The sequence below is a fragment of the Prochlorococcus sp. MIT 0916 genome (assembly GCF_047305155.1).
Classification (GTDB): Bacteria; Cyanobacteriota; Cyanobacteriia; order PCC-6307; family Cyanobiaceae; genus Prochlorococcus_B.
Map to the genome: position 1 here is coordinate 597284 of NZ_CP138980.1, position 26070 is coordinate 623353.

The 26070-nt window shown below is 33.9% G+C and carries 19 protein-coding genes and 1 tRNA gene; 9 read left to right on the forward strand and 11 right to left on the reverse strand.

The features are described from left to right. Positions 1–367 precede the first annotated feature (367 nt). The gene (locus SIB53_RS03155; RefSeq protein ID WP_413678750.1) at positions 368–1321 is read left to right on the forward strand and encodes a GDP-mannose 4,6-dehydratase; all 954 of its coding nucleotides are present in this window, start codon (positions 368–370) and stop codon (positions 1319–1321) included. Positions 1322–1324: 3 nt separating this feature from the next. Here SIB53_RS03155 and SIB53_RS03160 read toward each other — a convergent pair whose 3' ends face one another. Together SIB53_RS03160 and SIB53_RS03165 are read right to left on the reverse strand one after the other, a co-directional pair. Beyond that, the gene (locus SIB53_RS03160; protein ID WP_413678751.1) at positions 1325–4966 is read right to left on the reverse strand and encodes a glycosyltransferase; all 3642 of its coding nucleotides are present in this window, start codon (positions 4964–4966) and stop codon (positions 1325–1327) included. Then, a complete protein-coding gene (locus tag SIB53_RS03165; RefSeq protein WP_413678752.1) occupies positions 4963–6186 on the reverse strand; it encodes a class I SAM-dependent methyltransferase in 1224 nt (407 codons plus the stop codon). The genes SIB53_RS03160 and SIB53_RS03165 overlap by 4 nt, the downstream gene beginning before the upstream one ends. 172 nt (positions 6187–6358) lie before the next feature. Between SIB53_RS03165 and SIB53_RS03170 the strand changes: the two genes are divergently transcribed. Next, a complete protein-coding gene (locus tag SIB53_RS03170) occupies positions 6359–6817 on the forward strand; it encodes a GNAT family N-acetyltransferase (protein WP_413678753.1) in 459 nt (152 codons plus the stop codon). Between the two features lie 87 nt (positions 6818–6904). Here SIB53_RS03170 and SIB53_RS03175 read toward each other — a convergent pair. From SIB53_RS03175 to psbZ, 3 genes are all read right to left on the reverse strand, one after another. Continuing rightward, a tRNA-Gly gene (locus SIB53_RS03175) sits at positions 6905–6976 on the reverse strand. An 80-nt stretch (positions 6977–7056) separates the two neighbouring features. Then, positions 7057–7533: a 6,7-dimethyl-8-ribityllumazine synthase gene (gene ribH / locus SIB53_RS03180; RefSeq protein WP_413678754.1), complete on the reverse strand. Its 477-nt coding sequence runs from the start codon at positions 7531–7533 to the stop codon at positions 7057–7059. Between the two features lie 105 nt (positions 7534–7638). Then, positions 7639–7899, reverse strand: coding sequence for a photosystem II reaction center protein PsbZ (gene psbZ, locus SIB53_RS03185; RefSeq protein ID WP_413678755.1), 261 nt, complete (start codon positions 7897–7899; stop codon positions 7639–7641). Positions 7900–8003: 104 nt separating this feature from the next. Here psbZ and mutS point away from each other — a divergent pair, with 104 nt between their 5' ends. Beyond that, positions 8004–10757, forward strand: a complete 2754-nt coding sequence (gene mutS / locus SIB53_RS03190; protein WP_413678756.1) for a DNA mismatch repair protein MutS — start codon at positions 8004–8006, stop codon at positions 10755–10757. 30 nt (positions 10758–10787) lie between these two features. On the opposite strand, the gene SIB53_RS03195 is transcribed toward mutS, so the two are convergent. After that, positions 10788–11429 (reverse strand): precorrin-8X methylmutase, encoded by a 642-nt coding sequence (locus SIB53_RS03195; protein ID WP_413678757.1) that lies wholly within the window; start codon positions 11427–11429, stop codon positions 10788–10790. A 58-nt stretch (positions 11430–11487) separates the two neighbouring features. On the opposite strand from SIB53_RS03195, the gene holA reads away from it, so the two are divergent. Both holA and SIB53_RS03205 read left to right on the forward strand, forming a co-directional pair. Then, positions 11488–12516 carry a DNA polymerase III subunit delta gene (gene holA, locus SIB53_RS03200; protein WP_413678758.1) on the forward strand — a complete coding sequence of 343 codons (1029 nt, stop codon included), beginning with the start codon at positions 11488–11490 and terminating at the stop codon, positions 12514–12516. A gap of 27 nt (positions 12517–12543) precedes the next feature. Beyond that, positions 12544–14310, forward strand: a complete 1767-nt coding sequence (locus SIB53_RS03205) for an aspartate kinase (RefSeq protein ID WP_413678759.1) — start codon at positions 12544–12546, stop codon at positions 14308–14310. Positions 14311–14318: 8 nt separating this feature from the next. Here the strand turns inward: SIB53_RS03205 and uvrB are convergent, their stop codons facing one another. Both uvrB and SIB53_RS03215 read right to left on the reverse strand, forming a co-directional pair. Beyond that, positions 14319–16355 carry an excinuclease ABC subunit UvrB gene (uvrB, locus tag SIB53_RS03210; protein ID WP_413678760.1) on the reverse strand — a complete coding sequence of 679 codons (2037 nt, stop codon included), beginning with the start codon at positions 16353–16355 and terminating at the stop codon, positions 14319–14321. An 86-nt stretch (positions 16356–16441) separates the two neighbouring features. After that, a complete protein-coding gene (locus tag SIB53_RS03215) occupies positions 16442–17221 on the reverse strand; it encodes a DUF561 domain-containing protein (protein WP_413678761.1) in 780 nt (259 codons plus the stop codon). Between the two features lie 130 nt (positions 17222–17351). On the opposite strand from SIB53_RS03215, the gene tilS reads away from it, so the two are divergent. Then, positions 17352–18332 (forward strand): tRNA lysidine(34) synthetase TilS, encoded by a 981-nt coding sequence (tilS, locus tag SIB53_RS03220; protein ID WP_413679107.1) that lies wholly within the window; start codon positions 17352–17354, stop codon positions 18330–18332. A gap of 19 nt (positions 18333–18351) precedes the next feature. Here the strand turns inward: tilS and SIB53_RS03225 are convergent, their stop codons facing one another. The 3 genes from SIB53_RS03225 to SIB53_RS03235 form a co-directional block, all read right to left on the reverse strand. Continuing rightward, positions 18352–20292, reverse strand: coding sequence for a ribonuclease J (locus SIB53_RS03225; protein WP_413678762.1), 1941 nt, complete (start codon positions 20290–20292; stop codon positions 18352–18354). 76 nt (positions 20293–20368) lie between these two features. Next, positions 20369–21277 carry a 4-hydroxy-tetrahydrodipicolinate synthase gene (gene dapA, locus SIB53_RS03230; protein ID WP_413678763.1) on the reverse strand — a complete coding sequence of 303 codons (909 nt, stop codon included), beginning with the start codon at positions 21275–21277 and terminating at the stop codon, positions 20369–20371. After that, positions 21274–22308, reverse strand: coding sequence for an aspartate-semialdehyde dehydrogenase (locus SIB53_RS03235; protein ID WP_413678764.1), 1035 nt, complete (start codon positions 22306–22308; stop codon positions 21274–21276). The genes dapA and SIB53_RS03235 overlap by 4 nt, the downstream gene beginning before the upstream one ends. 153 nt (positions 22309–22461) lie before the next feature. Between SIB53_RS03235 and tig the strand changes: the two genes are divergently transcribed. From tig to clpX, 3 genes are all read left to right on the forward strand, one after another. Then, positions 22462–23880 carry a trigger factor gene (gene tig / locus SIB53_RS03240; RefSeq protein ID WP_413678765.1) on the forward strand — a complete coding sequence of 473 codons (1419 nt, stop codon included), beginning with the start codon at positions 22462–22464 and terminating at the stop codon, positions 23878–23880. Positions 23881–23923: 43 nt separating this feature from the next. Next, complete coding sequence (clpP, locus tag SIB53_RS03245) at positions 23924–24580, forward strand: ATP-dependent Clp endopeptidase proteolytic subunit ClpP (protein WP_413678766.1); 657 nt, start codon at positions 23924–23926, stop codon at positions 24578–24580. 104 nt (positions 24581–24684) lie between these two features. After that, positions 24685–26046, forward strand: coding sequence for an ATP-dependent Clp protease ATP-binding subunit ClpX (gene clpX, locus SIB53_RS03250; protein ID WP_413678767.1), 1362 nt, complete (start codon positions 24685–24687; stop codon positions 26044–26046). Positions 26047–26070: the final 24 nt, after the last annotated feature.

Here is a 26070-nt window from a genome sequence, read left to right on the forward strand (position 1 = left end):
TTTTTGGATCTTGCTTGAGTTCATAAATACTATTTAAGCTAAGAAAAATAATAGTCCTACACTGGGTTTAGCAACGAATAAGAAGTGGAGAATTAGGAGATATGAAGAGAATCAAAAAAAAAATAATAGTTGAGACAATTTCGGGCTCGACAGGGACTAATAAACCAGATTTCAAAGTGCACACCAATCAATATTAAGAGGTTGTGCGATTAAACTAGAGACCCAAAAAAGAACGCAAAGATAAATGACCGAAGATTTAGTCCGAATCAATAGTATCCATATCTAAAGAGATAAGAAACACAAGAGATTATTGATTTTTACTATCGTCTTGATGTAAAGGTAATTTATATTGGTTCATGCTTCGACTTTGAAAACAGTATTTGTTCTTGGCTGTAATGGGCAAGATGGAACATTGATGTGTAAATCGCTTCTTGAAAAAAAATTGAAAGTAATCGGTCTCACTAGAAAGAGCACAAAAGATTTATCAAACCATGTAAAAATCGGCATTAGAGGTGAAGTAGAAATTATTCATGGTGATATCAATAATTTCAAAACAATTCTCAATTTAATCGAAAAGTACAGGCCAAATGTAATTTATAATTTAGCGGCTCAATCATCAGTGGGTAAATCTTTTTCCGAACCAATAGAAACAATTGAAACCATAGTTAGTGGAACAATTAATATATTAGAGGCTTGCAAACAATTAAGTTTTGATGGAAGTTTATTTTTTGCTGGAAGCAGTGAAATTTTTGGTAATACTGAGAAACCCGCAGACATAAATTATAAACAAAATCCACTAAACCCATACTCGATAGGTAAACAATCGAGCTTTAATTTAGTTAAAATGTATAGAGAAAGTAATAACATAAATTGTGTAACGGGGGTATTATGCAACCATGAATCACAGCTAAGAAGCGATGAGTTCGTAACTCAGAAAATTATATCTGGAGCATTAAAATGTTCATTAAATAAATCACATAAATTAGAATTAGGCAATATAGATGTTGCAAGAGACTGGGGTTGGGCTGCTGAATATGTCGAGGCAATGCAAAGAATAGCAAATACTGAAAAGCCTACTGATTACGTAATATGTACCGGCAAATTAAATAAGTTAAAAACTTTTATTAAAATAGCATTTAACAAACTTGATTTAAATTGGGAAAACCATATTAATTCAAACAAAAATCTATACAGAAAAACGGATATTAAGCAAAATTTTGGTGATCCAACAAGATTAAAGAATGATTTAGACTGGGAAGCCAAAATTCATCTTGAAGAAATAATAGAAAAGTTAATAGAACATAAAATCAAAGAATATTGAGAATTAATTATATTCTATACCCTCAATAAGAGAAAGAATTCTATGTGAAACATTAGCAAAAGAACGATGTTTAATAATGGATTCCTTTCTAGCAAACTCCTCAGACTTATAATTTATAATATATGATTTATTAGCAAAGAAATCAATCAAACTAGTTGCAATGTCTTCAGGAGAAAACCCAGGCAAATATTCAACCAATTCCGAAACATCGTTAAAGATCTCTAAAGGAGTAACTAATACTGGTCTTAGCGTAGACAAAGCATTTCGTACTGATGCACTTGATGATTCAGTCGAGGATTGATATGGAAATATTAAACAATCATGATTAGAAAGATGCTCAAATGTTTCATTGTCTTCCATATATTTAGTATTGATTGTTACAAGTTTTTTAAGTGATAATTGTTCTATTAAATCGACTAGTTCTTGGTAGTACCAAAAATAATCCTGACTATAAATTGCGGAAAATATATTAAGTCGAATATTTAAATTTTTAATTTTTAATAAATATATTGCTTTAATTAACTCGGTATAACCTTTGTTAGGTAAGCAAAAACCATATGTTGCAACAACATTATTATTTTTATTGCATAATAAATTGTCAAATAAATATCTTTTTTTCTTATATTTAAAATCTAAAATCCCATGAGGAATCAAACAAACATTTTCTATCAAAGAAATTTTTTTGAGACGATTAAGATCATCAATTGAATGAACTATCAATCTATCACATAAGCTGAATGCATTGTATAAAGTCTCAATTTTCTTAGTTTGATCAGTCTTAGGGTCAATACATGAATGTATTATAATTATAATATTGATATCATTTCTCTTCAATTTAATTATTAATTCAGAAAGTTGACTAAAATCATAAAAACCATAATTAAATTGAATTATAAGAGTTGAAATATTATTTGATAATATTTGATGATAGAGCAAGTTTAGATCCTTGCTCTTATCAGAAGCATTCCAAGAAGGGGTTATATGTTTATAATTATTAGATTTTTCATCTTCATACAGTGGAGAGAAAATATGTATATCTTTTGTTAGGTTATCAACTAAATGCTTCGTATAGGAGGCAATACCGCATCTTGAAAACCAAGTTGAAACAACGCCAATTTTAATGCATTTATTCCTATAAATATTTAATTTCTGATTAACAAAATTGGTATTTTTAATTGCAGCTAAGTCCCATGTAAGATTTTCGGTTTGTTCTTTTGCTGTAGATAATCTGTTACTTATATCATGTACTTTTGAAGTATAAAATGTCCTCATAAGATGACTAAGATGTCTAGAAGAAGGTTCAGCCCAATAAGATAAATCTAAATCAAAATGGGAGCCAGATTTAACAAATTTATAATCTAATAACCAACAATTATCAATATTGCAAAAATCTATTTGACCACCCCATCCTGTAGTAATTACTGGTATTCCTAAACGCATTGCTTCGCCAATTGGCAAACCAAAGCCTTCTCCTCTACTTGGTGCCACTAGAACATTGGACTTTAATATTAACGATTTAATTTCAATTTGATTGTAGTCCTCTTTAATAATAATTACATCTGGAGGAGAAGAGTGTATTAGTAATAATTCGCGTATTTGCTCCTGAATATCATTATGTGGATTATCAAAAGTTTTTATAATCAAGCTAACATCATCGTCTTCAGTAAAAGAGTCAAAAAAAGATTTCAACAAAATATCAATTCCCTTCCTAGGAAAGCCAGATGATATATGTAAGAATTTAAACTTTTTACCAGGAATATCAAAATTAGGATCAAATTGAATCTTATCAATATGGTCTAAACCCAAGTTAATAACCTCAATTGGGATATGTACGCCATTATTAATAAGTATCTTTTTAACTAGTGATGACATGACCGTAATACCTTGTAAATAAGTATTGAAATCATCAACCCATTTAGATGGAAATTCTGATTCTTCCCAACCATATAAATGTAATAAATTAATTCTTGAATCTAAATCACTTACTCGTGGTGGATACATATTGCGACTTCGTATTTCAGGTTCATATGTATTAACTCCAGAGAGTAAATGTTCTTGATAAATTAATGGATATCTTTTTAAATAGTTGATGTCAAGCTGATAATCGCCAAATCCTTCTGTAATCTTTAATGAAATGTTAGGAATAATTTTTTTAAGAGACTCGAAGAAAAATTTATTAAGAATAGCTAAGCTATAATTTGAATCAAATGGACCTTCTATCATCCAAGAATGAGGTTCCTCATGGCTAGAGTAAATTCGTGAAAAATCAAATATCTGTGAATTAATCTTATCTATACTCGAAGAAAGTTGTACTAATAATTCGTCACCTACATGAAATCTAAAATCAGTTAATTTTATAATTTTGGTTACAAGTATATCAAAATTTTTAATATTTTCTTTTTTTAAAGTATCTAAAGCTATAAGTTTTCTACTAAACAAGTTATTATTAGTGATTTGATTTAAAGCACTGATAGTAGATTTAAGCGTTATTTCCCAAGAAAATTTATCACTTTGATTTTTTGCATTAATTACTAATTCCTTCCTAAAGTTCAAGTCTAAAATTGCATGTTCAATTAACTCTTTCATTTCGTTAGCATCATAAGGATCAAACATTGCCTTATCAAAAGAGATAACTTCGGAAATACTAGTCAAATTAGATCCAATTACAGGAGCTCCACAACACATAGCTTCCAAAACAGGTAAACCAAAACCTTCATGAAAAGAGGGGAAAATAAAGAGTTCACATTTCCTATAAAAATCAACTAAATCTTCATCCGATATGTATCCAGTCTTTATAATTCTCTGAGGATTAATACCATATAGATCAATCCATTTATCAATTAATATAGCTTCAGATTCTAATAACTTACCGACAAGAACTAGTTTATAGTTACTTAACTCTTGAGAAAGCATACTATATGCCTTTAGTAAGCCTTTTAAGTTTTTTCTTGGATCACCAGCACCTGTATATAATAAAAATGGTCTGATTTGATCAGCTAAAGATTTAATAGATTTATCAAAATTATTTCCTAGATTAAAAATTGACTGATCACAAGCTGAAGAAATATTAAATACTTTACTTTTTTCAAATCCTAAAAACTTTGATGCTTCTAACGCGGAAGATTTAGAAATAGCCAATAATCCATCTAACCTCTTTAAGTCATTAATTTTCTTTAGATAAAATTTATGAAATGTTGGATTATTCTTTAAATATAAATCAGGGTTCAAAAAAGGTATCAAATCATAAAATATGGAAACAATTTTAGTATTTTTGATATCTTGAATATCTGTCAAACAATTATCAGCAAAGCCTTCTAAAAAACTAGTAATAATAATTACATCCGCATACAAGCACGATAGAGTATAAGTCCTTAAATATTTTGCAATTTCAGATTTAATATAGTCACTTGAGGTATAATCAAAAGGAGCTGGCGAGAACCATTCAACATAATTAACATTTTTAATCTTAAGTTCTTGTTTAAACTCTAGTCTTAAATCTATAAGTAAGGAGTTTGCAAAAAGAATATACTCGTTATCGGGGAAAAACTTAATTAAATTACGAATAAATTCAAATGAATATCTACCAATACCCCTCACTCTACTCCCTTCACTTTGTATACCTTGAAGATCAATTACAATTCTCATGTTTCTTTATTAGACATTCTATTTTTTATCAATTTATAATAATATTTAGATTGCTTCGAATTACTATAATGCAATAATAATTGACTATTAAATCTATTAGATAGAAAGTTAGATTGATAAAGTTTATCAATCTTATAAAGAGTTCGATTCTTCATGAATTTAGGTAATAATCTAACTAAAAATTTAAATATATATAAAAAGATTCTGGAATTAATGATTTTCCTTATTGAAATATACATTGCAAATTTATTAAGGAGAAGTTTAAATAAATTAAGAATCTTTTGTTTTATATATCTAATGAATTTAACAAAAGGCTTTAAAAGTAATTTCAGATTTCTTATGAAAATTAATACGTATTTAAGATCTGACTTTAAATATAAAATTTCTTCTTTCAATAATTGAATCTCTCTTTTGTTATCTTTGGATATTTGATCTTCTATTTTTTTTATTTCTTGTCTAAATCTTATATTATCTAAGTCAAATTCAATAGCAGCTTCTAATGTGGTAGGAGCTAAATTTAAATTAGCCTTCCAGTAATTATTTTCTTCACTAAAAAGTCTATTAGCACTATGATCTGTTTTAGCTGCAATAGTTAATAGATCTTGTGCTACTCCATTTAAAACTCTTGTGATTTTAAATGAGCTAGCATTCTGTAAAGGTCCTCCATTAATATAAAAATTTTTTGAAGATTTAAAGCCAATTTTATCAAGATTAAATATCAATGAATCTGGGTTGATATGATTAATATGAGTTGGATCAATATAAAAAGTTTTAGTAGACACTAATAAGCTATCTATACTTGGAGTTTCAATAAGTAATACACCATCTTCATTTAATAGTTCTTTGCATTTAGATAATAAAGTCATAATTTTCTCATTTTCAATATGCTCAATCATATGAAAGATAGTAATAAGAGTAAAAGACTCCTTTGGCAAGTTATCTAAAATTTCTAATGCATCGCCATGTAATACATTTAGATTGATGTCTCTACATAATTCAACCATACGCAAATCTTCTTCTATTCCTACAGACTCAATTTTATTTTTATCCCATTTTTCTAGCCACTCTCCTCTACCACAACCAATATCTAAAAATCTAGGATGGTCTATTTTTTCAATTATAATGTCAATTAGTGGGTCATATTTGGTTAAACCTTCAAGTATAACTTTACGATCTCCTCGAAACTTATTTTCAAATTCTAAATAGTAATCTGAATCCATAACAATTTTTTAAATAGTAAACAAGAAAATATTGACTTTATAAAAGGATATACCTAACTGATACAAAATCAAAATTTGCAATTTACTAATAGAACGCATTTAACTTCAAAATTAAAAGATAGAATAAAGTCAAGACTTAATTCTCCTATTACACTATCAAGAATTGTACTTTATGGGAAAACATATATTTGTTAATCATGCCCCAGGTGCGCCTGGACTACGATTATTTGGACTTGGACCTTCATTTGTACCACAAAAAGGTATCAAAAAACTTCAACGTCTCTTTAATCAGAATACTTTATGGGCAAAGGGCAGAAGTCAAAAAGACATCAAAAAAATGCTTTCAAAAAGCTCAATAATAGTTAGTGTCTGGGAATATCAAAAATTAATTGGATTTGGAAGAGCAACAACTGATCAAATATATAGAGCCACCTTATGGGATATAGTGGTTGATGAGTGCTATCAAAGTTTAGGAATCGGGGAAAAAATCATTCAATCTATTTTAGAGAATTCCTTTATTGCAAATGTTGAAAGGGTTTATTTAATGACAACTTTTGGAGAGATATTCTACTCAAAAATTGGATTTAAAAAAGAAGAAAAGCAAACATTAATGAAAGTAATTAGAAAATAAGATTAACTACTCAGAGAAAATTAGAAATCAAATTATTAATAAATAATTGTCTATTCGTGTAAAAAATTTACATTGATTTGAAATTCAAGCGGATGAAGAGATTCGAACTCTCGACATTCTCCTTGGCAAGGAGATGCTCTACCACTGAGCTACATCCGCATTAAGAGTAATTAATCAATTATTAGCATGCCTCACTAGGGTTCCGCTGGTCAATTATTTTTCCTAATTAAAAAGATTATTTAACTCAATGCCTTCATCAATGAACCCATCTCCAAGGCTTGTAAGGCATAACTCCAACCAAGATTATTTTTAATTCCTGCTCTCTCAAGTGCCTGCTGCATTGTGTCTGTGGTTAAAACACCAAAGATTATGGGCAAACCTGTTTCCCTAGAGACAGTAGCGATTCCTTTACTTGCCTCAGCTACCACAACATCAAAATGAGGAGTATCACCGCGGATAACTGCTCCCAAAGTAATTACAACATCATGCTTACCTTTTTTAGCTAGTTCTTGTGAAACAATTGGCAACTCAAATGCACCAGGAACCCAAGCTATGTCCAACTGATTGCTTGATTCTGAAACATTAATTCCATGCCTTGAAAGACAATCTAAACAACCACTTAATAACTTGGTAGTAATCAGATCATTAAACCTAGCTATTACAATAGCAACTTTTAATGATGAGGAGTTCTCAAAGGTACCCTCGATGATAGCCATTTCTTAAAGGCTGTTAATACCTACTAACACTAACGTCTTTCGAGTAAATTTAAAACAACAAATTTCAAATTTGGTCTATATGACAATTCTATTTAACGAAGTTTCTTACACACTCATTTGATGGGTGATGTATTCGCCAACTAAAGCTTGAAGCAGTACCAAATGGAACCATACTCCTGCCAAAATCTCGATCTTTTTAATGTTGGGATTTCTATTATCCTCAGGGTTGGTTTGGGTCATGTAAAACACAGGAACACCAATTACCAAAAGTAAAGAAGAGAATAAAAGTGCGTTCGCAACGATTGAATTAATAGCCAGCATAGTTGAAGCTGAGGAAAATTTCTCAATATTCAATAATTCTCCCATGTAAGTGTTTTTTTGACTTATTCGTCTTCATATTTGTAGCGAGGCTTCACATGCAAAAAAAATTAATTCTTCTAATATGCATTGATTGAACAATGAGCAATTCAATGGCTGCCAGCCAAAATCCCATACAAGGCAGTCTATTTGCGGGAAATGAGCATCAAGATACTAATGACACTGAACAACTGAATAGTTCGAAAACATCTAACGAAAATCTTTCACATCAACAACTGAAAGATGACGCATCACTAAGACCTCGCATAAAAAAGACCTCTAAAGATCCAAATAAAATAATTAAGCTAGATGAGTTTTCTGATGCAGAAATTGAAGAACCTAAATGGTCACATCACAATTTACCTAAAATTGATGATCTAACTCCTGCCTTAAAACATTATGTCGAATTAAAGATAGAGAATCCTGACCGGGTTTTGCTTTATAGGCTTGGAGACTTTTTTGAATGTTTTTTTGAAGATGCAATAACACTTTCTCAACTTCTCGAAATCACACTCACAAGTAAAGAGGGTGGTAAAAAAATTGGCAAAGTCCCTATGGCTGGAATACCTCACCATGCAGCTGATCGTTATTGCACAGAACTCATTAAAAAAGGTTTATCTATCGCTATTTGTGATCAACTGGAATCTGCTCCAGCGAAAGGTAATAAATTAATTAAAAGAGGCATAACTAGATTAATCACCCCTGGAACAATCCTTGAAGAAGGAATGCTAAGAGCCAAACACAATAATTGGCTGGCTTCTGTTCTACTAGAATCCACCTCTAAGACAGATTTCATTAACTGGTCTTTAGCAAAGATAGATGTCAGCACCGGTGAATTTATTGTTCAAGAAGGTAAAGATACTGATAATTTACGTCAAGAATTAATTAAACTTCAAGCTGCTGAAGTTATATCAGAAAAAAATTCGATATCAAATAAAAGTTGGCATGAGGGTCTAATAGAAATAACAGAATTCAACCAAACATCATTTTCTAAATTAGAAGCAAAAACAACTATTAAAAATCATTATTCTTTAAATAATATTGATGGATTAGGTATTCCATTTGATTCTCTATCAATAAGAACTATAGGAGGACTAATCGCATATTTAAATAAAACTCATCCAGATTGTAATGATAGCTTTTCAAATGTAAAAAAGACAAGTATATCCATTGATTTCCCTAGTATAAAAAATAATCAATCTGGACTAATAATAGATAATCAAACAAGAAGAAATTTAGAAATTACCTCAACCCAAAAAAATGGACAATTTCAAGGTTCATTACTGTGGGCAATTGATAAAACATTAACTGCAATGGGTGGAAGGAGTATTAGGAGATGGTTAGAAGAGCCTCTAACAGATATTTCTGAAATTCAAAATAGACAGAAAATAATTGGATTGCTAGTCAAATCATCAAATTTAAGAAGAAGTATCCGGAAAATATTGAAAGCTATGGGTGATTTAGAACGTCTATCAGGCAGGGCAGCAGCACAACAAGCAGGAGCAAGAGATTTAGTTGCTATCGCAGAAGGTATTACACGAATACCTCTACTTAAAAAGTATCTTAATGAACCAATATTTGAAAAGACTAAGTATTTCGACTGCATTATAAATTTAGATAAAGATTTAATAGAGATTGCCTCAAAAATCAATAATGAAATCATAGACAATCCTCCACTTAGCCTTACAGAGGGTGATCTATTTTATGATGGTATAAATCCTATACTTGATGGACTAAGAAATCACCTTGATGATCATAATTTATGGCTTAAATCACAAGAATTACAAGAGCGAAAGAACAGCAATATCAGTAATTTAAAGCTTCAATATCATAGATCATTTGGATATTTTTTAGCGGTCAGTAAAGCAAAAGCTATCAATGTTCCAGATCACTGGATTAGAAGGCAAACCTTAACTAATGAGGAACGTTTTGTGACGCCAGGCCTAAAAGAACGAGAAGGAAAAATCTTCCAGGTTAGAGCACAAATATCACAACTTGAATATGAACTTTTTTGTAAGCTGCGAATTCTTGTAGGAAATAAATCAAATATTATTAGAAAAGCTGCAAAAGCAATTTCGTGCTTAGATGTTTTATCTGGACTAGCCGAATTAGCAGCTACAAATGACTATATTCAGCCTAAAATAATTGATGATCAAAATAAATCAAGAACATTAAGTATTAAAGATGGTCGTCATCCTGTAGTTGAACAAATTCTAGTTGATAAAGTTTTCGTACCTAATGATATCGATCTCGGTTCTAAGACTGATCTAATCATTCTTTCAGGGCCAAATGCAAGCGGAAAAAGTTGTTACTTAAGACAAGTAGGTCTTTTGCAAATCATGGCTCAAATTGGTAGTTGGATTCCAGCTAAATCTTGCACTTTAGGAATTGCTGATCAACTTTTCACACGCGTTGGAGCAGTAGATGATTTAGCTGCAGGTCAATCAACTTTCATGGTTGAAATGATAGAAACAGCATTCATTTTAAATAAAGCTACTGAAAAATCATTAGTTTTATTAGATGAAATTGGTCGAGGAACTTCAACTTTTGATGGTTTATCTATTGCCTGGTCAGTTAGCGAATTTTTGGCAAACAAAATAAAAAGTCGTTCAATCTTTGCAACTCATTATCATGAATTGAACCAAATTTCTGAATATATAGAGAATGTAGAAAATTACCAAGTTCTTGTTCAATATAAAAATAATTCACTTTCATTTCTTCACAAAGTTGAAAAAGGAGGGGCAAATAAAAGTTATGGAATTGAAGCTGCACGACTTGCGGGAATTCCCAAGGAAGTAGTCAACAATGCAAAGGTAATATTAAATAACCTTGAACAAAATAACTCCAACACTATTGAAGTTAATTAAATAATCTAAAGCTGCAAATAAAGTAAAACATTATTCTTGCAAATTCTCAGCAGCTCTCAATAAAGCATTTATCGCTGCAGCAGCTATGGATGCACCTCCTTTAGAACCTTCCAAGACGATGTATGGACATTCACTCTTTAATAATCGGATTTTACTCTCAGAAACACCAATAAACCCTACTGGCATTCCAATAATTAAGCTTGGTATTTTATAACCAGCATCAACAAGATCTAATAAAGAAATTAAAGCCGTTGGTGAGCTCCCAATTACAACTAATGGAGAATTTAACAAGTTATCTGTCCCCTCCAAATCCAGCCAAAGATTTTTCATTCCTATTTCACTTCTAGTAGTCGCAGTTGAATCAATAGACTTTGGAGCCTTAGATAATATGCATTGAATTTCTGTGTTTAACGTTCTTTTAGCCATTGGAGATATTGCCGCCTCTGCCATATAAGTATCAGTCAAAATCTTTGCACCATTTTGCAATGCATTAATTGCGCCATCGCAGGCACTTGGACTAAACCTAACGCATGACTGCAAGCTAAAGTCGCCGCTTGAATGCACAATACGTTCTAATATTGATTGCTGAACTTGATCCAGCCCAGTAAAGCCTAATTTCGATCTAATATATTTAACACTTTCTAGGAAAATTGGATGCTCTGGTATTTTCACTGTTAAATTTCTTTGGCTAATTTAAGATCAGATCTTTTTAACAACATATCTCTAAGCAATGCCAATACATTTAATATGGGGAGATGATTATGAAGCAAGTAACAGGAAAATACAAGAAATAATTGAAACAGTTATTGATCCAGTATGGAAAAGTTTTAATCATAGTCAAATAGATGGAAATGATCCAACGCAAAATTTCAAAGCCCTAGAAGAGGTTCAAAGTCCTCCTTTAGGAAGCGGAGGCAGAGTTGTATTAATTAGAAGAAGCCCATTTTGTAATAGTTGTTCTATTGAGCTTGCTAATAAACTTGAACAAGCAATTAAATTAATTCCTGATAAAACACATCTAATTTTAAATAATTCAAATAAACCTGATAAAAGACTTAAAACTACGAAATTAATACAAAATAGTATACAAAAAGATAAAAACTCACAGGAAAAAAGTTTTATACTTCCACTGCCGTGGGATATTAACGGGCAACGGAATTTAGTCAAAAATATTTTACATAGATTAAATCTAAAAATGAATCATGAAGCAATTGATTTAATAGTAGAAAGTATAGGCAACGATAGCTCTTTAATTAATACTGAGCTTCAAAAATTAACCTTATTAGCAGAGGCAGTTAATGAAAAATTCACTGAAAAAGAACCACTAGAAATCCAAAAAGAGCTAGTCAAAAAACTAATTCATAATAATTCAACGAATGCTCTTGAAATAGCAAATTTACTACTTAAAGGAGAAAGAATTACCGCTCTCGAGAAAATTCAATCCTTACTTCAAAATGGAGAGCCGGCTTTAAGGTTAATTACAACTTTAACTGGACAATCAAGAGGATGGCTTTGGGTACATCTATTAGATGCGCAGGGTAATCAGGATGTCAAAGAGATGGCCAAAATTGCTGGGATTGCCAATCCAAAACGTATTTTTGTAATCCGTAAACAACTTCATGGTAAATCGTTGGAAACATTGCTTACATTGATGAAAGAATTTTTAAAAATCGAAGCCTCAATAAAATCAGGAACCAATCCAATCGATTCTTTTAAAGATAATCTGCTAACACAAAGTAAAATTTTGACTAATAACTGAAATAATCAATAAGTTAACGAGAGTTCAATGACATTGCTTGTTCAAAAATTTGGCGGCACCTCTCTAGGAAGCATTGAGCGAATAAAAGCTGTTGCCCAAAGAATCAAATCAAGTAAAGAACAAGGAAATGATCTAGTAGTTGTTGTGTCGGCAATGGGACATAAAACTGATGAGTTAACACAGCTAGCCTCAGAAATAACTCTTGATCCTCCCGAGCGAGAAATGGATATGCTCCTATCTACTGGGGAGCAAATTTCAATATCATTATTGACTATGGCCCTTAACGAATTGGGCACCCCAGCAATCTCCTTAACTGGAACTCAAGCTGGAATTATCACAGAATCAGCTCATGGACGCGCCAGAATACTTGAGATACGAACAGAACGAATCAACAATCTCTTAGATCAAGGAAAAACCATTATCATTGCGGGATTCCAAGGAACCAGTCTTGGCATAGGAGGAATTGCTGAAATCACAACTTTAGGAAGAGGAGGATCAGATACTTCTGCAGTCGCTTTAGCAGCATCTCTTGAGGCTGCTAAATGTGAAATTTATACAGATGTTCCTGGCGTTTTAACAACTGATCCAAGAATTGTTAAAAATGCGAAATTAATGAAAAATATTAGTTGTGATGAAATGTTAGAGCTGGCTAGCCTTGGAGCTGCTGTTTTACATCCTCGAGCAGTTGAAATAGCAAGAAATTTCGGCGTAACTCTTGTAGTGAAGTCAAGTTGGGACAACCTTGATGGAACAACTTTAACAAGTAAAAAGAACCATATTTTTTCTCAAGGTGGAATAGAACATCAGAGTCCTGTCGATGGTTTAGAACTTGTTGAAAATCAAGCTGTCGTAGCTTTATCTAATATTCCAGATCGTCCAGGAATTGCTGCTGAGCTTTTTGAATCTTTATCAAAAGGTGGAGTAAATGTCGATCTAATTATTCAAGCAACACACCAAATCAACTCGAACGATATTACTTTTACTGTTGCAGAACCTGAATTAAATAATGCACTAACTCAATGTGAAAAACTCATTAAGACTATTGGTGGGGAAATATCTTCTCAAAAGAGTCTGACAAAACTAAGTATTTACGGGGCTGGGATAATGGGTAGACCTGGAATAGCATCATCTCTATTCCAAACTCTATCTGATTCTGGTATTAATATAAGACTAATAGCAACTAGTGAAGTAAAAGTAAGTTGCGTTATTGATTCAGAATTAGGTAAAAAAGCATTACGTAGTATAGGAGAAGTTTTCAAGCTCACTGATAAACAAATTAATCTAAACCCTCAAGTTGAACATAACAACGAGCCAGAAGTCAGAGGCATAGCTTTAGATAAAGATCAAATCCAAATTTGCGTGAAAAATGTTCCAGATAAGCCAGGGACTGCTTCCACGATATGTTCCATATTGGCTGAGAAAAACATCAGCTTAGACACAATAGTTCAGTCAGAAAGAAAGCATAAGGATAAAACCAAAGATATTAGTTTTACACTAAAGAAAAATGATAGAAGCTATGCTAAATATGCTTTAGAAGAATTAATTGCAAATTGGAAGGGATCAAAGATCGAAGAAGGAGAATCTATCGTTCGAATTAGCGCAGTAGGAGCTGGGATGCCTTTTACAAAAGGTACGGCCGGTAAAATATTTAGGGCACTAGCAAATCAAAAAATCAATATCGAAATGATCGCTACAAGTGAAATAAGAACAACTTGTATTATCTCAGAAAAATTTGGCGAACAAGCTTTAAATCAAATTCATTCTTGTTTTAAATTAGGAACGAATGAAAGCTAAAAAATATCTCATTTACCAACTAACCTATGCCTTAATTTTTTTATACGATCTCTTAGAATCGCAGCTTTTTCAAAATCTAGATCTTTAGCTGTTATTTTCATTTTAGATTCCAATTTTTCAATCAATTCAGGTAGAGACTCTAAAGATACTCCGCTATCAGAATCTTTAGAACTATGATCTATTAATTTATCAGCAATATCAACAAAATCATCGCTACTTCCTTCTTGATTTAATCTTCTAGAGAGCTCTAAGAAAGAAAGAATTGAATTACTAGCTTTCTTACCTGCTGGCTTAGGAGTTATACCATTCTCAATATTGTAAATATTTTGTATTTCACGGCGTCTTTCAGTCTCACTAATAGCTTTTGCCATCGAGTCGGTCATATTATCCGCATATAGCAAAGCTAAACCTTCAACATGCCTTGCTGCTCGGCCGATTGTTTGTATTAACGATCTTTGGGCTCTTAAAAATCCTTCTTTATCTGCATCGAGAATTACCACAAGTGAGACTTCAGGCAAATCTAAACCTTCTCTTAAAAGATTAACTCCTACTAAAACATCATATTCTCCCAGTCGTAAATCTTGAATAATTTCAATTCTCTCTATTGAATGAATCTCTGAATGTAAATAGCGAACTCTTATTTTATTTTCAGATAAATAATCTGTAAGGTCTTCAGCCATTCTTTTCGTCAAAGTTGTGACAAGGATTCTTTGATTTTTCGATGCTCTTTTTCTAATTTCAAATAGTAAATCTTCAACTTGACCCTGCGTAGGACGTACTTCAACTAAAGGATCTAGAACGCCGGTAGGTCTTATAACTTGCTCGACTATATTGCCTGTACTTTGTGATAATTCCCACTCACCAGGAGTCGCACTTATAAAAACAGTTTGTTTTGCTTTATTCCAAAATTCTAGATCCTTTAAAGGTCGATTGTCAGCTGCACTTGGTAATCTAAAACCATGATCTATTAAAACTTTTTTTCTAGCTTGGTCACCATTATACATAGCTCTTAATTGAGGACAAGTAACATGACTTTCATCAATAAGTAATAACCATTCTTTAGGAAAATAATCAATTAGGCATTCTGGGGCAGACCCAGGTTCTCTTCCAGAAAGATGACGAGCATAATTTTCAACTCCATTACAATATCCAACTTCTTTTAACATTTCTAAATCATAAATTGTTCGTTGTTCTAACCTTTGAGCTTCGAGTAATTTTCCCTCTTGATTTAGAAATTCTAATCTATCTTTTAACTCTTGTTTGATTGCATGAATTGCAGATTCTAGGCGATCTTTGGGTGTAACAAAATGTTTTGCTGGGTAAATGTTAATTGAGTCAAGCTTGTTTAATATCTCTCCAGTTGTAGGGTCTATATAGCTAATACTTTCAACTTCATCTCCAAATAATTCAAGTCTTACAAGTCTGTCATCATATGCTGGTCCTATTTCTAATACATCTCCTCTAACTCTAAATCTACCTCTACTGATTTCGATATCATTACGAGTATATTGATTGGAGACTAATGATCTAAGACAAGATCTTAAATCAATATTTTGACCAACTTGAAACTTTACAGAAGCCTTTAAATATTCACTTGGAATTCCCAAACCATATATACAACTAATTGAAGCAACAACTATTACATCATCTCGTTCGAATAAAGACCTAGTCGCAGAGTGGCGTAACATATCAATTTCTTCATTAATTGATGAAGTCTTGGCTATATAAGTATCACTTACTGGAACATAAGCTTCTGGCTGATAATAATCATAATAAGAGATGAAATATTCAACAGCATTGTCAGGAAAAAATTCCCTTAATTCATTACATAATTGAGCTGCAAGTGTTTTATTATGAGCTAAAACCAAAGCAGGCCTGCCAGTTTGAGCGATCAAATTAGCTATCGTAAAAGTCTTTCCTGTTCCAGTTGCACCTAATAAAGTTTGAAACTTTTCTCCATCATTTACACCTTCAACTAGTCCTTTAATAGCTGCCGGTTGATCCCCTTTTGGGAGATAAGGAGCTTTAAGTTTATATTCAGGCATATTTATTAAGTGATAAAAATAGACAAATTTATTAATTCCATATACGTCAAATTTTGATATAAAAAGTTTTAATTACCTTATACAATTCATTTATTAATCGTGGTAACGGATTTAAACGAATCTAGAGCCTGTCTGAGACCTTTAACAGTTGCAACCATAGCTAATTCAGTATTCAGTCGATTGACTGCTGAACCAATACCAACCCCATTAGCTCCTACAGATATAGCCATGGGGACAGTAACTTCAGAGAGTCCAGAAGCACATATAACAGGCACATCATGATGACTTTCCTTTAAAGCAGATGCAATAACTACAGTCGCGGCCAAAGTGGGTGACGCTTTTTCTATTAAACCTAAAGTTCCAGGATTAATTGGATTAGAGCTTGTACCTCCTTCTGTCTGAATTAAGTCGACCCCTCTATCAACAAGATCTAACGCTAATTGAGATTGGCTGTCTAATGGTAAAACATGGGGGACGGTCACTGATAAAACAACATCAGGTAAAAGGCGTCGAGATTCAACAGCTAATGAGAGCACCTCATCAGCTGAGAAAAAACGCCCATCTGGATAAAAAGAATCAAAATTCCCAATCTCAATAATTGATGCTCCTGCTTTAACAGCTTCCGGGAAAAGCATTGGTTCAACAGAACTTACACAAACAGGAAGATTCGAGGCCTCTACGGCTAACTCTACTAATTTTGGTTCACAAGCAATGTCCAACAAGTCGGCGCCCCCCTGACCTGCAGCTTTCGAAATTAGAAATACAGATTCTGGATTAAAATTACTCAAACCAGAAATCACTTTCAATAAAGATCTATTTTGAATACTCTTTTGAAGTGAAACTGGCAATGTCTGCAAACGTGTCATAAAAATATCAACTATTAATCTGATTGTGACACTGACTCAGCAAAAGAACTAAAAAAATGCGAATAGAACTCTGAAACCAAAGCAAATGTCACAATCTTCTCAAAATGACAGGTCTTGGAGTAAATGGCATATGCGTTTGCACAAAAGACTGATACAAAATAAATCTCTGCTTCCCAATAATTCCACCCTTCTTTTAGCCATATCTGGTGGTCAAGATTCGATGGCTCTGCTGAAATTAATTATTGATTTAAAAAGACTATATAAATGGCAAGTCGAAATCTGGCATGGAGATCATCAATGGCATGCTAAATCCGAGGAAATAGAAAAAGAGCTAAAAATTTGGTGTCTGAATAAGAAAATATCATTTCACTCTCAAAAAGCAGATAAAAAAGAAATAATTAATGAAGAGAAAGCAAGAGATTGGAGATATAAAAACCTAACAATGAAAGCTAAGTTATTGTCATCAAATAATATACATTTTCCGTGTACAAGAATCTTAACTGGTCATACAGCTACTGATCGAGCAGAAACAGTCATTATGAACTTAGCAAGAGGAACTGATCTGATTGGACTTTCAACTCTCAGAGAGCAAAGACCTATAGAGAATAATTTAGTTTTAGCAAGGCCTTTACTTATCTTTAATAGAAACGAAACTCTCGAAATTTGTAAAGAGTTTAATTTACCAATTTGGATTGACCCTTCAAATGAAAATATTAATTTGACAAGAAATAAAATTAGAAAAGAAATTTTACCAATTCTAGACTCAATATATAAAGGGGCAGACTCAAGAATAGCCTCTTTAGCTAAGAGACTTGAAAGTTATAACGAAGACCAGAAATTTTTTGCAAAAATTGCAATAGAATTTTGCCAAGGGGAAAAAATTAATTCTCTTTCGAGAAAAAAATTATTCGGTTTAACAAACTCTATTAGACAAATAATTCTTTCTCATTGGTTACAAACAATAGGTGTCAAGAGATTAACAGCTTTAAAAATCGAGGAAATAAATACCAAAATATCTCCTAGGAAACCACCTGGAAGTATTCATCTTCATGGAGACTTCCTTATTAAATGGGATAAAGAAGCTATTTATGTTTCGCATAAAACTACCTAAAAAAGCAATTATTCAGTTATCAGCTAATTGCTGATCTGCGACGTCTTGTTCTTCCTGATGGCATTTCCTCGGAATTAGGTTCACTATTTATTTTTTGTTCTGCTGGTAAAATTGTTTCTTTATTAGCTACGGTTGCCTTAGGGGATTTATCAGTAGTTTTCTTCACTACTTGTCGCGAGTCTGGCTGTTGATCAAGTTGAGGTTTATATGCACGAGTTCCTCCTGGAGCAGGTTGAACAAGGCAAAGAATTAATGGCTCAGCTTGAACCTCTCTTCTCAATCTACGAGATAATCCTGATTCAACCTCCCTTTGCAATCCAATCCAATCGACCTCAACTGACTTTCCTCCTGTCTTCAGAACCAGTTGTTTCCATCGATTCTCTAAGACCCAATTAATCTCTCTTTCAGTCCAATTAACCATAGTTTTGGCATCAACATTAGTAATCACACCACGAAGATTCACCCTAGGTGGAGCAACCATAACGCCATCAGTGCTAATTGGAGTCAGAACGGTGATAACTCCATCATCAGCAAGTTGCTGACGTTCTTTTAAGACTCGAGTATCTACAACCCCAGTTCTAGAAGAATCAAGCAACTCCACTCCTGATTTTACTGGGGACCCTTGAACAAGAGAATCTGGCCTTAATTCAGCAACGTCTCCATTTTCCATTACCAATACATTGTCTGGATGAACCCCCATTGATACAGCAGTTTTCCCATGAAGAACTTGCATTCTGTACTCCCCATGCACAGGGATGAAGTATTTAGGTCTAATTAATCCAAGCATCCATTTTTGATCTTCTTGGCATCCATGGCCTGAAACATGAATACCCTTATCTTTGCCATAAATAACATTTGCACCCAACTTTATTAATTTATCAATCGTATGCATTACTGAAATAGTATTTCCAGGAATAGGACTAGCGGAAAAAATGACAGTATCGCTAGTTTTCAACTGGACATGTTGATGCTCGCCTCTAGCAATACGACTTAAAGCAGCCATTGATTCTCCTTGGCTTCCTGTCATCAATAAAAAAGTCTCTCTGTCAGGCAGATCTCTAATCTGTTTAATTGGAAAAAATAAATCATCAGGAAAACGCATATATCCAAGTTCTCTTGCTTTTCCAACCACGTTCAGCATTGAACGACCTAGCAAACCTACTTTTCTACCGTTTTTCATGGCGAGCTCTAAAAGCATCGCAACACGATGAGTTGAACTAGCAAAAGTAGTTACCATCACTCTGCCCTCAGCAGTAGCAATGTATCTATCTAAATTTGGAAAAACAGAATATTCAGAGGGCGTAAATCCTGAAACCTCAGAGTTAGTGGAATCAGATAACAGGCAAAGAACGCCTTTATCGCCATAGTGAGCCATTCTAGCTAAATCGGAAGGCTGTCCATCAGGTGGTGTATGGTCGAACTTAAAATCACCAGTGAAAAACACTACTCCAACTGGAGTAGTAACTGCGAAAGAATAACTATCAGAAATTGAATGTGTATTTCTTACAAATTCAACTGAAAAATGTTGTCCAACTTTAATAACTTCTCTTGGTCCGCATACTTGTATTGTTGTCCGATCAGCTACACCTGCTTCCTCCATTTTCCCCCTAAGCATAGACATGGCGAGGGGCGGACCATACACAATAGGGATATTAAAACTCTTGAGATGATGAGAAATTCCTCCAATATGATCCTCATGTCCATGAGTTACCACCAAACCTCTTATGCGACTTTGATTTTCACGTAAGTAAGTTGTGTCTGGCATGACAACATTTACTCCATGCATCCCATCAGTTGGGAATGCCAAACCAGCATCAAGAATCATGATGTCCTCACCATATTCAAAGATGCAAGTATTTTTTCCAATTTCTCCGAGGCCGCCAAGGGGAATAATCCTCAAACAAGGGGAGTTTGATTGATTATTTGTTGAAACTTGAGAATTCATTGAACTTGATGTCATGGAAAAATTTATGTAAAAAACTTGGTTGTTACCTAAATGAAAGTCAAACCCACTCTGAAAAGAAAGAATAAATCGATCAAATCAATCTCAAAGAAGAGAGTATCTTCAAGAGTTCTGCTTTCATTTCGCTGTTTAAAGAGACTAAAGGACTTCTAGGAGGTCCAACAGACCAACCAACAAGTTGAAGTGCAGCTTTTACAGGGATAGGATTTGTTGTTGCAAAAAGGGATTTAAAAAGAGGTTGTAACTTCTCGTGCAAATAAAGTGCTTCAGGATATTTACCATCTAAAAAACTATCTATTATTTTCTTTAAATCAGGACCAACTAAATGACTGGCTACACTAACTACACCCACTGCCCCAACTGAAAGCATTGGCAAAACCAAAGCATCATCACCGCTATATATAGCCAAATCTGATCCGCAATAGTTTCTTAATTGAGTCACTTCCTCTGTTGTTCCACTTGCAGCTTTGAAACTGACTACATTACTGCAATCCATAAGCTTACTTACAATAATAGGCGATATCGAACAACCTGTCCGCCCAGGAATGTTATATAGCATCAAAGGTAACTTTGGAGCAGCATTGGCTATAGCACGAAAATGAACTTCTAATCCTTCTTGAGGTGGTTTGTTGTAGTAAGGCACTACAACTAGAACACCATCAGCACCTGAGTTGGCCGCTTCCTTTGTAGCTTCAATTGCCTCAGAGGTGGAATTACTTCCTGTTCCAGCCAGAACTTTAGCTCTGGAACCTAAGGAATTTCTAACTGTTTCCAGCATCTTTTGTTGTTCTTGCCAAGTTAAAGTCGGTGACTCTCCCGTGGTTCCGCATACAACAATGCCATCTGAGCCTTGATCAACTAAATAATTAGCCAAATCAGCAGCCAGCCCATAATCAACTCGTCCATTTTCATCAAAAGGAGTAACCATTGCCGTTAACATCCTTCCAAATGGCGCTGGTGATAACAAAGCTGACTTACTCATGATTTTTTTGGAAGTAGAAGTTCAGCAATTTGCACTGCATTAAGTGCGGCTCCTTTGCGGATTTGATCTCCACATAACCATAGTTCCAAAGCATTAGGATTACTAATGTCCTGCCTTATACGACCAACAGATATGGGGTCTCTACCTGTTACATCTTGTGGCATCGGAAAACGATTGTTATCCCAATCCTCAAGTATCTCAACTCCTGGCGCAGATTCCAAAATCTCATATGCTTCTTTCAATGGGAAAGGCTTTGTAAATTCAATATTCACTGCTTCAGAATGAGCTCTTAAAACGGGAACTCTTACACAAGTTGCGGTCAAAGAAAGGTGAGGATCACCAAGAATCTTTCGAGTTTCGTTAACCATTTTCATTTCTTCCTCGCAATAGTTATTTGATTGCAAAGGAGAATTATGCAAAAAAAGGTTAAACGCCAAGGAATAAGGAAGAACTTGACTTTTTGGAGTTCCTCCATCTAATACTTCTTGACTTAATTTTTGTAATTCTTCCATTGCCATTGCACCTGCACCACTTGCGGATTGATAGGTTGAGACAACAATTCTCTTAATAGGAATATGTCTAGTTAATGGGGATAGAACCAGGGCTAATAAAATGGTTGTGCAATTAGGATTAGAAATTAAACCATTGTGCTTTCTAGCATCAACAGGATTAACTTCAGGAACAACCAAAGGAACTTGTTTGTCCATTCGAAATGCACTTGAGTTATCAATCATCAAAGCTCCTGAACTTTGAATAGCTTCTTTCCACTTACGAGATATTGAGCCACCAGCCGACGCTAAAACTAAATCTACATTTTTAAAACTCTCTTGAGTTGTTTCTTGGACTTTCAATTGAGTTCCACAAAAGTTCTGGATCTTTCCAGCTGAACGATTTGAAGCTAATAAGATTAATTTTTCAATTGGAAAAGATCTCTCTTCAAGCAAAGCCAATAATTCCTTACCAACAGCTCCACTCGATCCAAGTATCGCAACTGTAAGAGGTCTATTTGGAAGAAGAAACTGTGGGTTCAAACTTGTTAAAGAGAATAAAAAGGTTTAACAAAAAAAATTTTCTTATTGGAAAAATCAACAAATAACAAATTTTTCGATACTTTTTAGGCCACAATAGCTTTGGAAGTGAATTAACGCTTTCTTACGCTAACCAAATTTGAGAATTCCGTTTCAATGAGTGCTGCAAAATTAAAAGTAACAACCAGTTCGAAACCTAATAGCAGGATTGCTGTCGAGGTTGAGGTGCCTGCGGATCGATGCAAAAATAGTTATGACGAAGCTTTAAGCAAACTCAGCAGATCTATCTCAATCCCTGGTTTTCGCAAAGGTAAAGTTCCAAAAGCAGTAGTCATTCAGCAACTTGGGGTCAAAAGAATACAAGCCTCTGCTCTAGAATCACTATTGCAAAAAATATGGACAGAAACATTAGATCAGGAAGGAATTGAACCTTTATGTGAACCCGAACTGGAAGATGGCTTTGAAACTATTTTAGAAAATTTCAACCCTGAACAAATACTTACATTAAAACTTGAAACTGACATAGCCCCTATTCCAACTTTAAAAAAATCTTCAGGCCTGACTGCGGAAGTAGAGACTTTAATCTTTGATCCAAAAAAAGTAGATGAACTAATTGAACAATCCCAAGCTCAACTTGCAACGAAGGTTCCAGTTAGTGATCGTGCAGCACAAAAAGGTGATATTGCGCTCGTAAGCTTTAAAGGGAGTTTCTCAGATAATGGAAGCGAAATTGAAGGTGGAAGCGCCGATTCAATAGAAATAGAACTTGAAGAAGGCCGAATGATTCCTGGGTTCATTAAGGGAGTGATTGGAATGAATATCAATGATGAAAAAACAATAAAGTGTGAATTCCCTAAGGATTATCATGATGAAAATGCAAAAGGCAGAAAAGCAGAATTCAAAGTCAAACTGGAAGATTTAAAAATCAAAGAATTACCAGAACTAAATGACGAGTTTGCCAAGCAAGCAAGTGACAAGGAAAATATGGATGACTTACGTGAAGATCTTGAAAAGAGGCTCAAAGAAGATATTGATAGAAAACAAGCGAAAAATCGTCAGGACTCACTTCTGAACGCTTTGATCAAAGAGCTTGAAGTTGAGCTACCACAAAGTCTTATTGACCAAGAAGTTCGAATAATTGTTGAACAAACAGCTCAAAATTTTGCTCAGCAGGGCATTGATGTCAAATCAATGTTTACTCCAGAGCTTGTGAAATCGCTAATGGAATCTTCAAAAGGAGAGGCAGAGAAAAAGCTGCGTCAAAAACTCGCTTTAAATGCTTTGGCCAAGTCGGAAAAAATTGAGGTTTCACAAAAAGAAATCAATTCAAAACTGAAAGAGGTTGAAGCAGATATAAAACTGTCAAAAGAAAAAAATATTGATGAAAGTCGTCTCAAAGAGGCTATTACTGATGATTTGTTGCAAGAAAAATTATTTCTTTGGCTTGAGGAGAATAATACTGTTATAGAAAAAGCCCCTGATAAAACTAAGAGTCAAATCAAGGAGAAAAGTTCTAAAAAGAAAACAACAAATACAAATAAAGAAAAGAAAAGTTCTAAAACACCCAAATCCTAGTTTCTGCACATAGATTAAAAGTATTAATTATCAAAAGTGTAAGTTGATTGAAGCAAGACAAAATCATCCCATTAACAGTCTATGGAATAGCTCCTATCTATATTCCGGTCCAGGAGTTCTTCCAACTGTAATTGAACAATCAGGTCAAGGTGATCGGGCATTTGATATTTATTCTCGATTACTTCGTGAAAGAATCATCTTTTTAGGGACTGATGTAAATGATCAAGTTGCGGATGCATTGGTGGCTCAAATGCTTTTTTTAGAAGCAGATGATCCAGAAAAAGATATTCAGTTATATATCAACTCTCCTGGAGGATCTGTAACTGCAGGACTAGCTATCTATGACACCATGCAACAAGTCAGTCCGGATGTCATAACAATCTGCTATGGACTCGCTGCAAGCATGGGGGCTTTTCTTCTCTCTGGAGGAACAAAAGGTAAAAGACTTGCATTGCCCAATTCCAGAATAATGATTCATCAACCTCTTGGTGGAGCTCAAGGTCAAGCTGTAGAAATTGAAATTCAAGCCAAAGAAATTCTCTATTTAAAAGAGACTCTTAATTCACTTTTAGCTGAGCATACTGGGCAAAATATTGACAAGATTTCCGAAGACACTGATCGAGACCACTTTCTTTCTCCCCAAGAAGCGGTTGAATATGGCCTGATCGATAAAGTGGTTTCCAATCTCAACTCCATATGAATCATTAAGGAAAGCTGACAAGTCATCAATCCTCAATGATCCTATTAATTGAGACTGAATAAAATTAATGATCGGTCGATTTAACCTGTTGTTTTTAGAGCTCGATGGCAAAATTTGAGGCCCATCTTAAATGCTCCTTTTGTGGCAAGGCCCAAGATCAGGTGAGGAAACTCATTGCTGGTCCAGGAGTGTACATATGCGATGAATGTATCGACTTATGCAACGAGATTTTAGATGAAGAACTAATTGATAATCCAACTCATCAAAGAAGTGGACAGGAGCAAAGCCGTAAAGCAAAAACTGCCACAACAGGAACAACAGCTAAACCCGCACCAACTTTGGCCTCAATACCAAAGCCCATTGAAATTAAAAAATTTTTAGATGATCAAGTAGTGGGGCAAGAGCCAGCAAAAAAAATCTTATCAGTAGCTGTATATAATCACTACAAGAGACTTGCATGGAAAGGTGATGGGTCGGGCGAGACTGATTTAACGGCAACAAAATTACAAAAATCTAATATTTTATTAATTGGCCCAACAGGATGTGGAAAGACATTACTTGCTCAAACATTAGCTGAAATGCTTGATGTTCCATTTGCTGTGGCTGATGCAACAACACTGACTGAAGCTGGATATGTTGGAGAAGATGTAGAAAATATTCTCTTACGTCTCCTTCAAAAAGCAGATATGGATGTTGATTTAGCACAAAGAGGAATTATTTATATTGATGAAATTGACAAAATTGCTAGAAAAAGTGAAAACCCATCCATTACCAGAGATGTTTCTGGAGAAGGCGTGCAGCAAGCTCTTCTAAAAATGCTAGAGGGTACTGTTGCCAACGTGCCTCCACAAGGAGGAAGAAAGCATCCGTACGGTGATTCTATTCAAATTGATACAAGCCAAATACTCTTCATCTGTGGTGGAGCATTTGTTGGTTTAGACGATGTAGTTCAGAAAAGACTTGGCAAAAATTCAATTGGCTTCATACCAAATGAAAATAGGGCAAGAACTAAATCCAATCGAGATCGCAATTGTGCAGACTTAATGAATGACCTTGAGCCTGACGATCTCGTGAAATACGGGCTAATTCCAGAATTTATTGGAAGAATGCCTGTGAGTGCAATATTAGAGCCATTAAATGCTAAAGCTCTTAAATCTATTCTCACAGAACCAAGAGATGCCTTAGTCAAACAATTTAGAACATTATTAAGTATGGATAATGTAGAACTTTCATTTAACGAGGATGCTGTTGAGGCAATTGCACAAGAAGCTTATAAAAGAAAAACTGGAGCCAGAGCTTTGCGAGGAATTGTTGAAGAAATCATGCTAGATCTAATGTATAGCCTTCCATCTCAAACCAAAATTAAAAATTTCAATGTAACAAAAAAAATGGTTGATGAAATTACAGGAGGAAAAGTTGTTCCTCTATTATCAAATGATAAAAGAGTCATTAAGGAATCGGCTTAGAGGAAATAAACTTTTTGAATACCT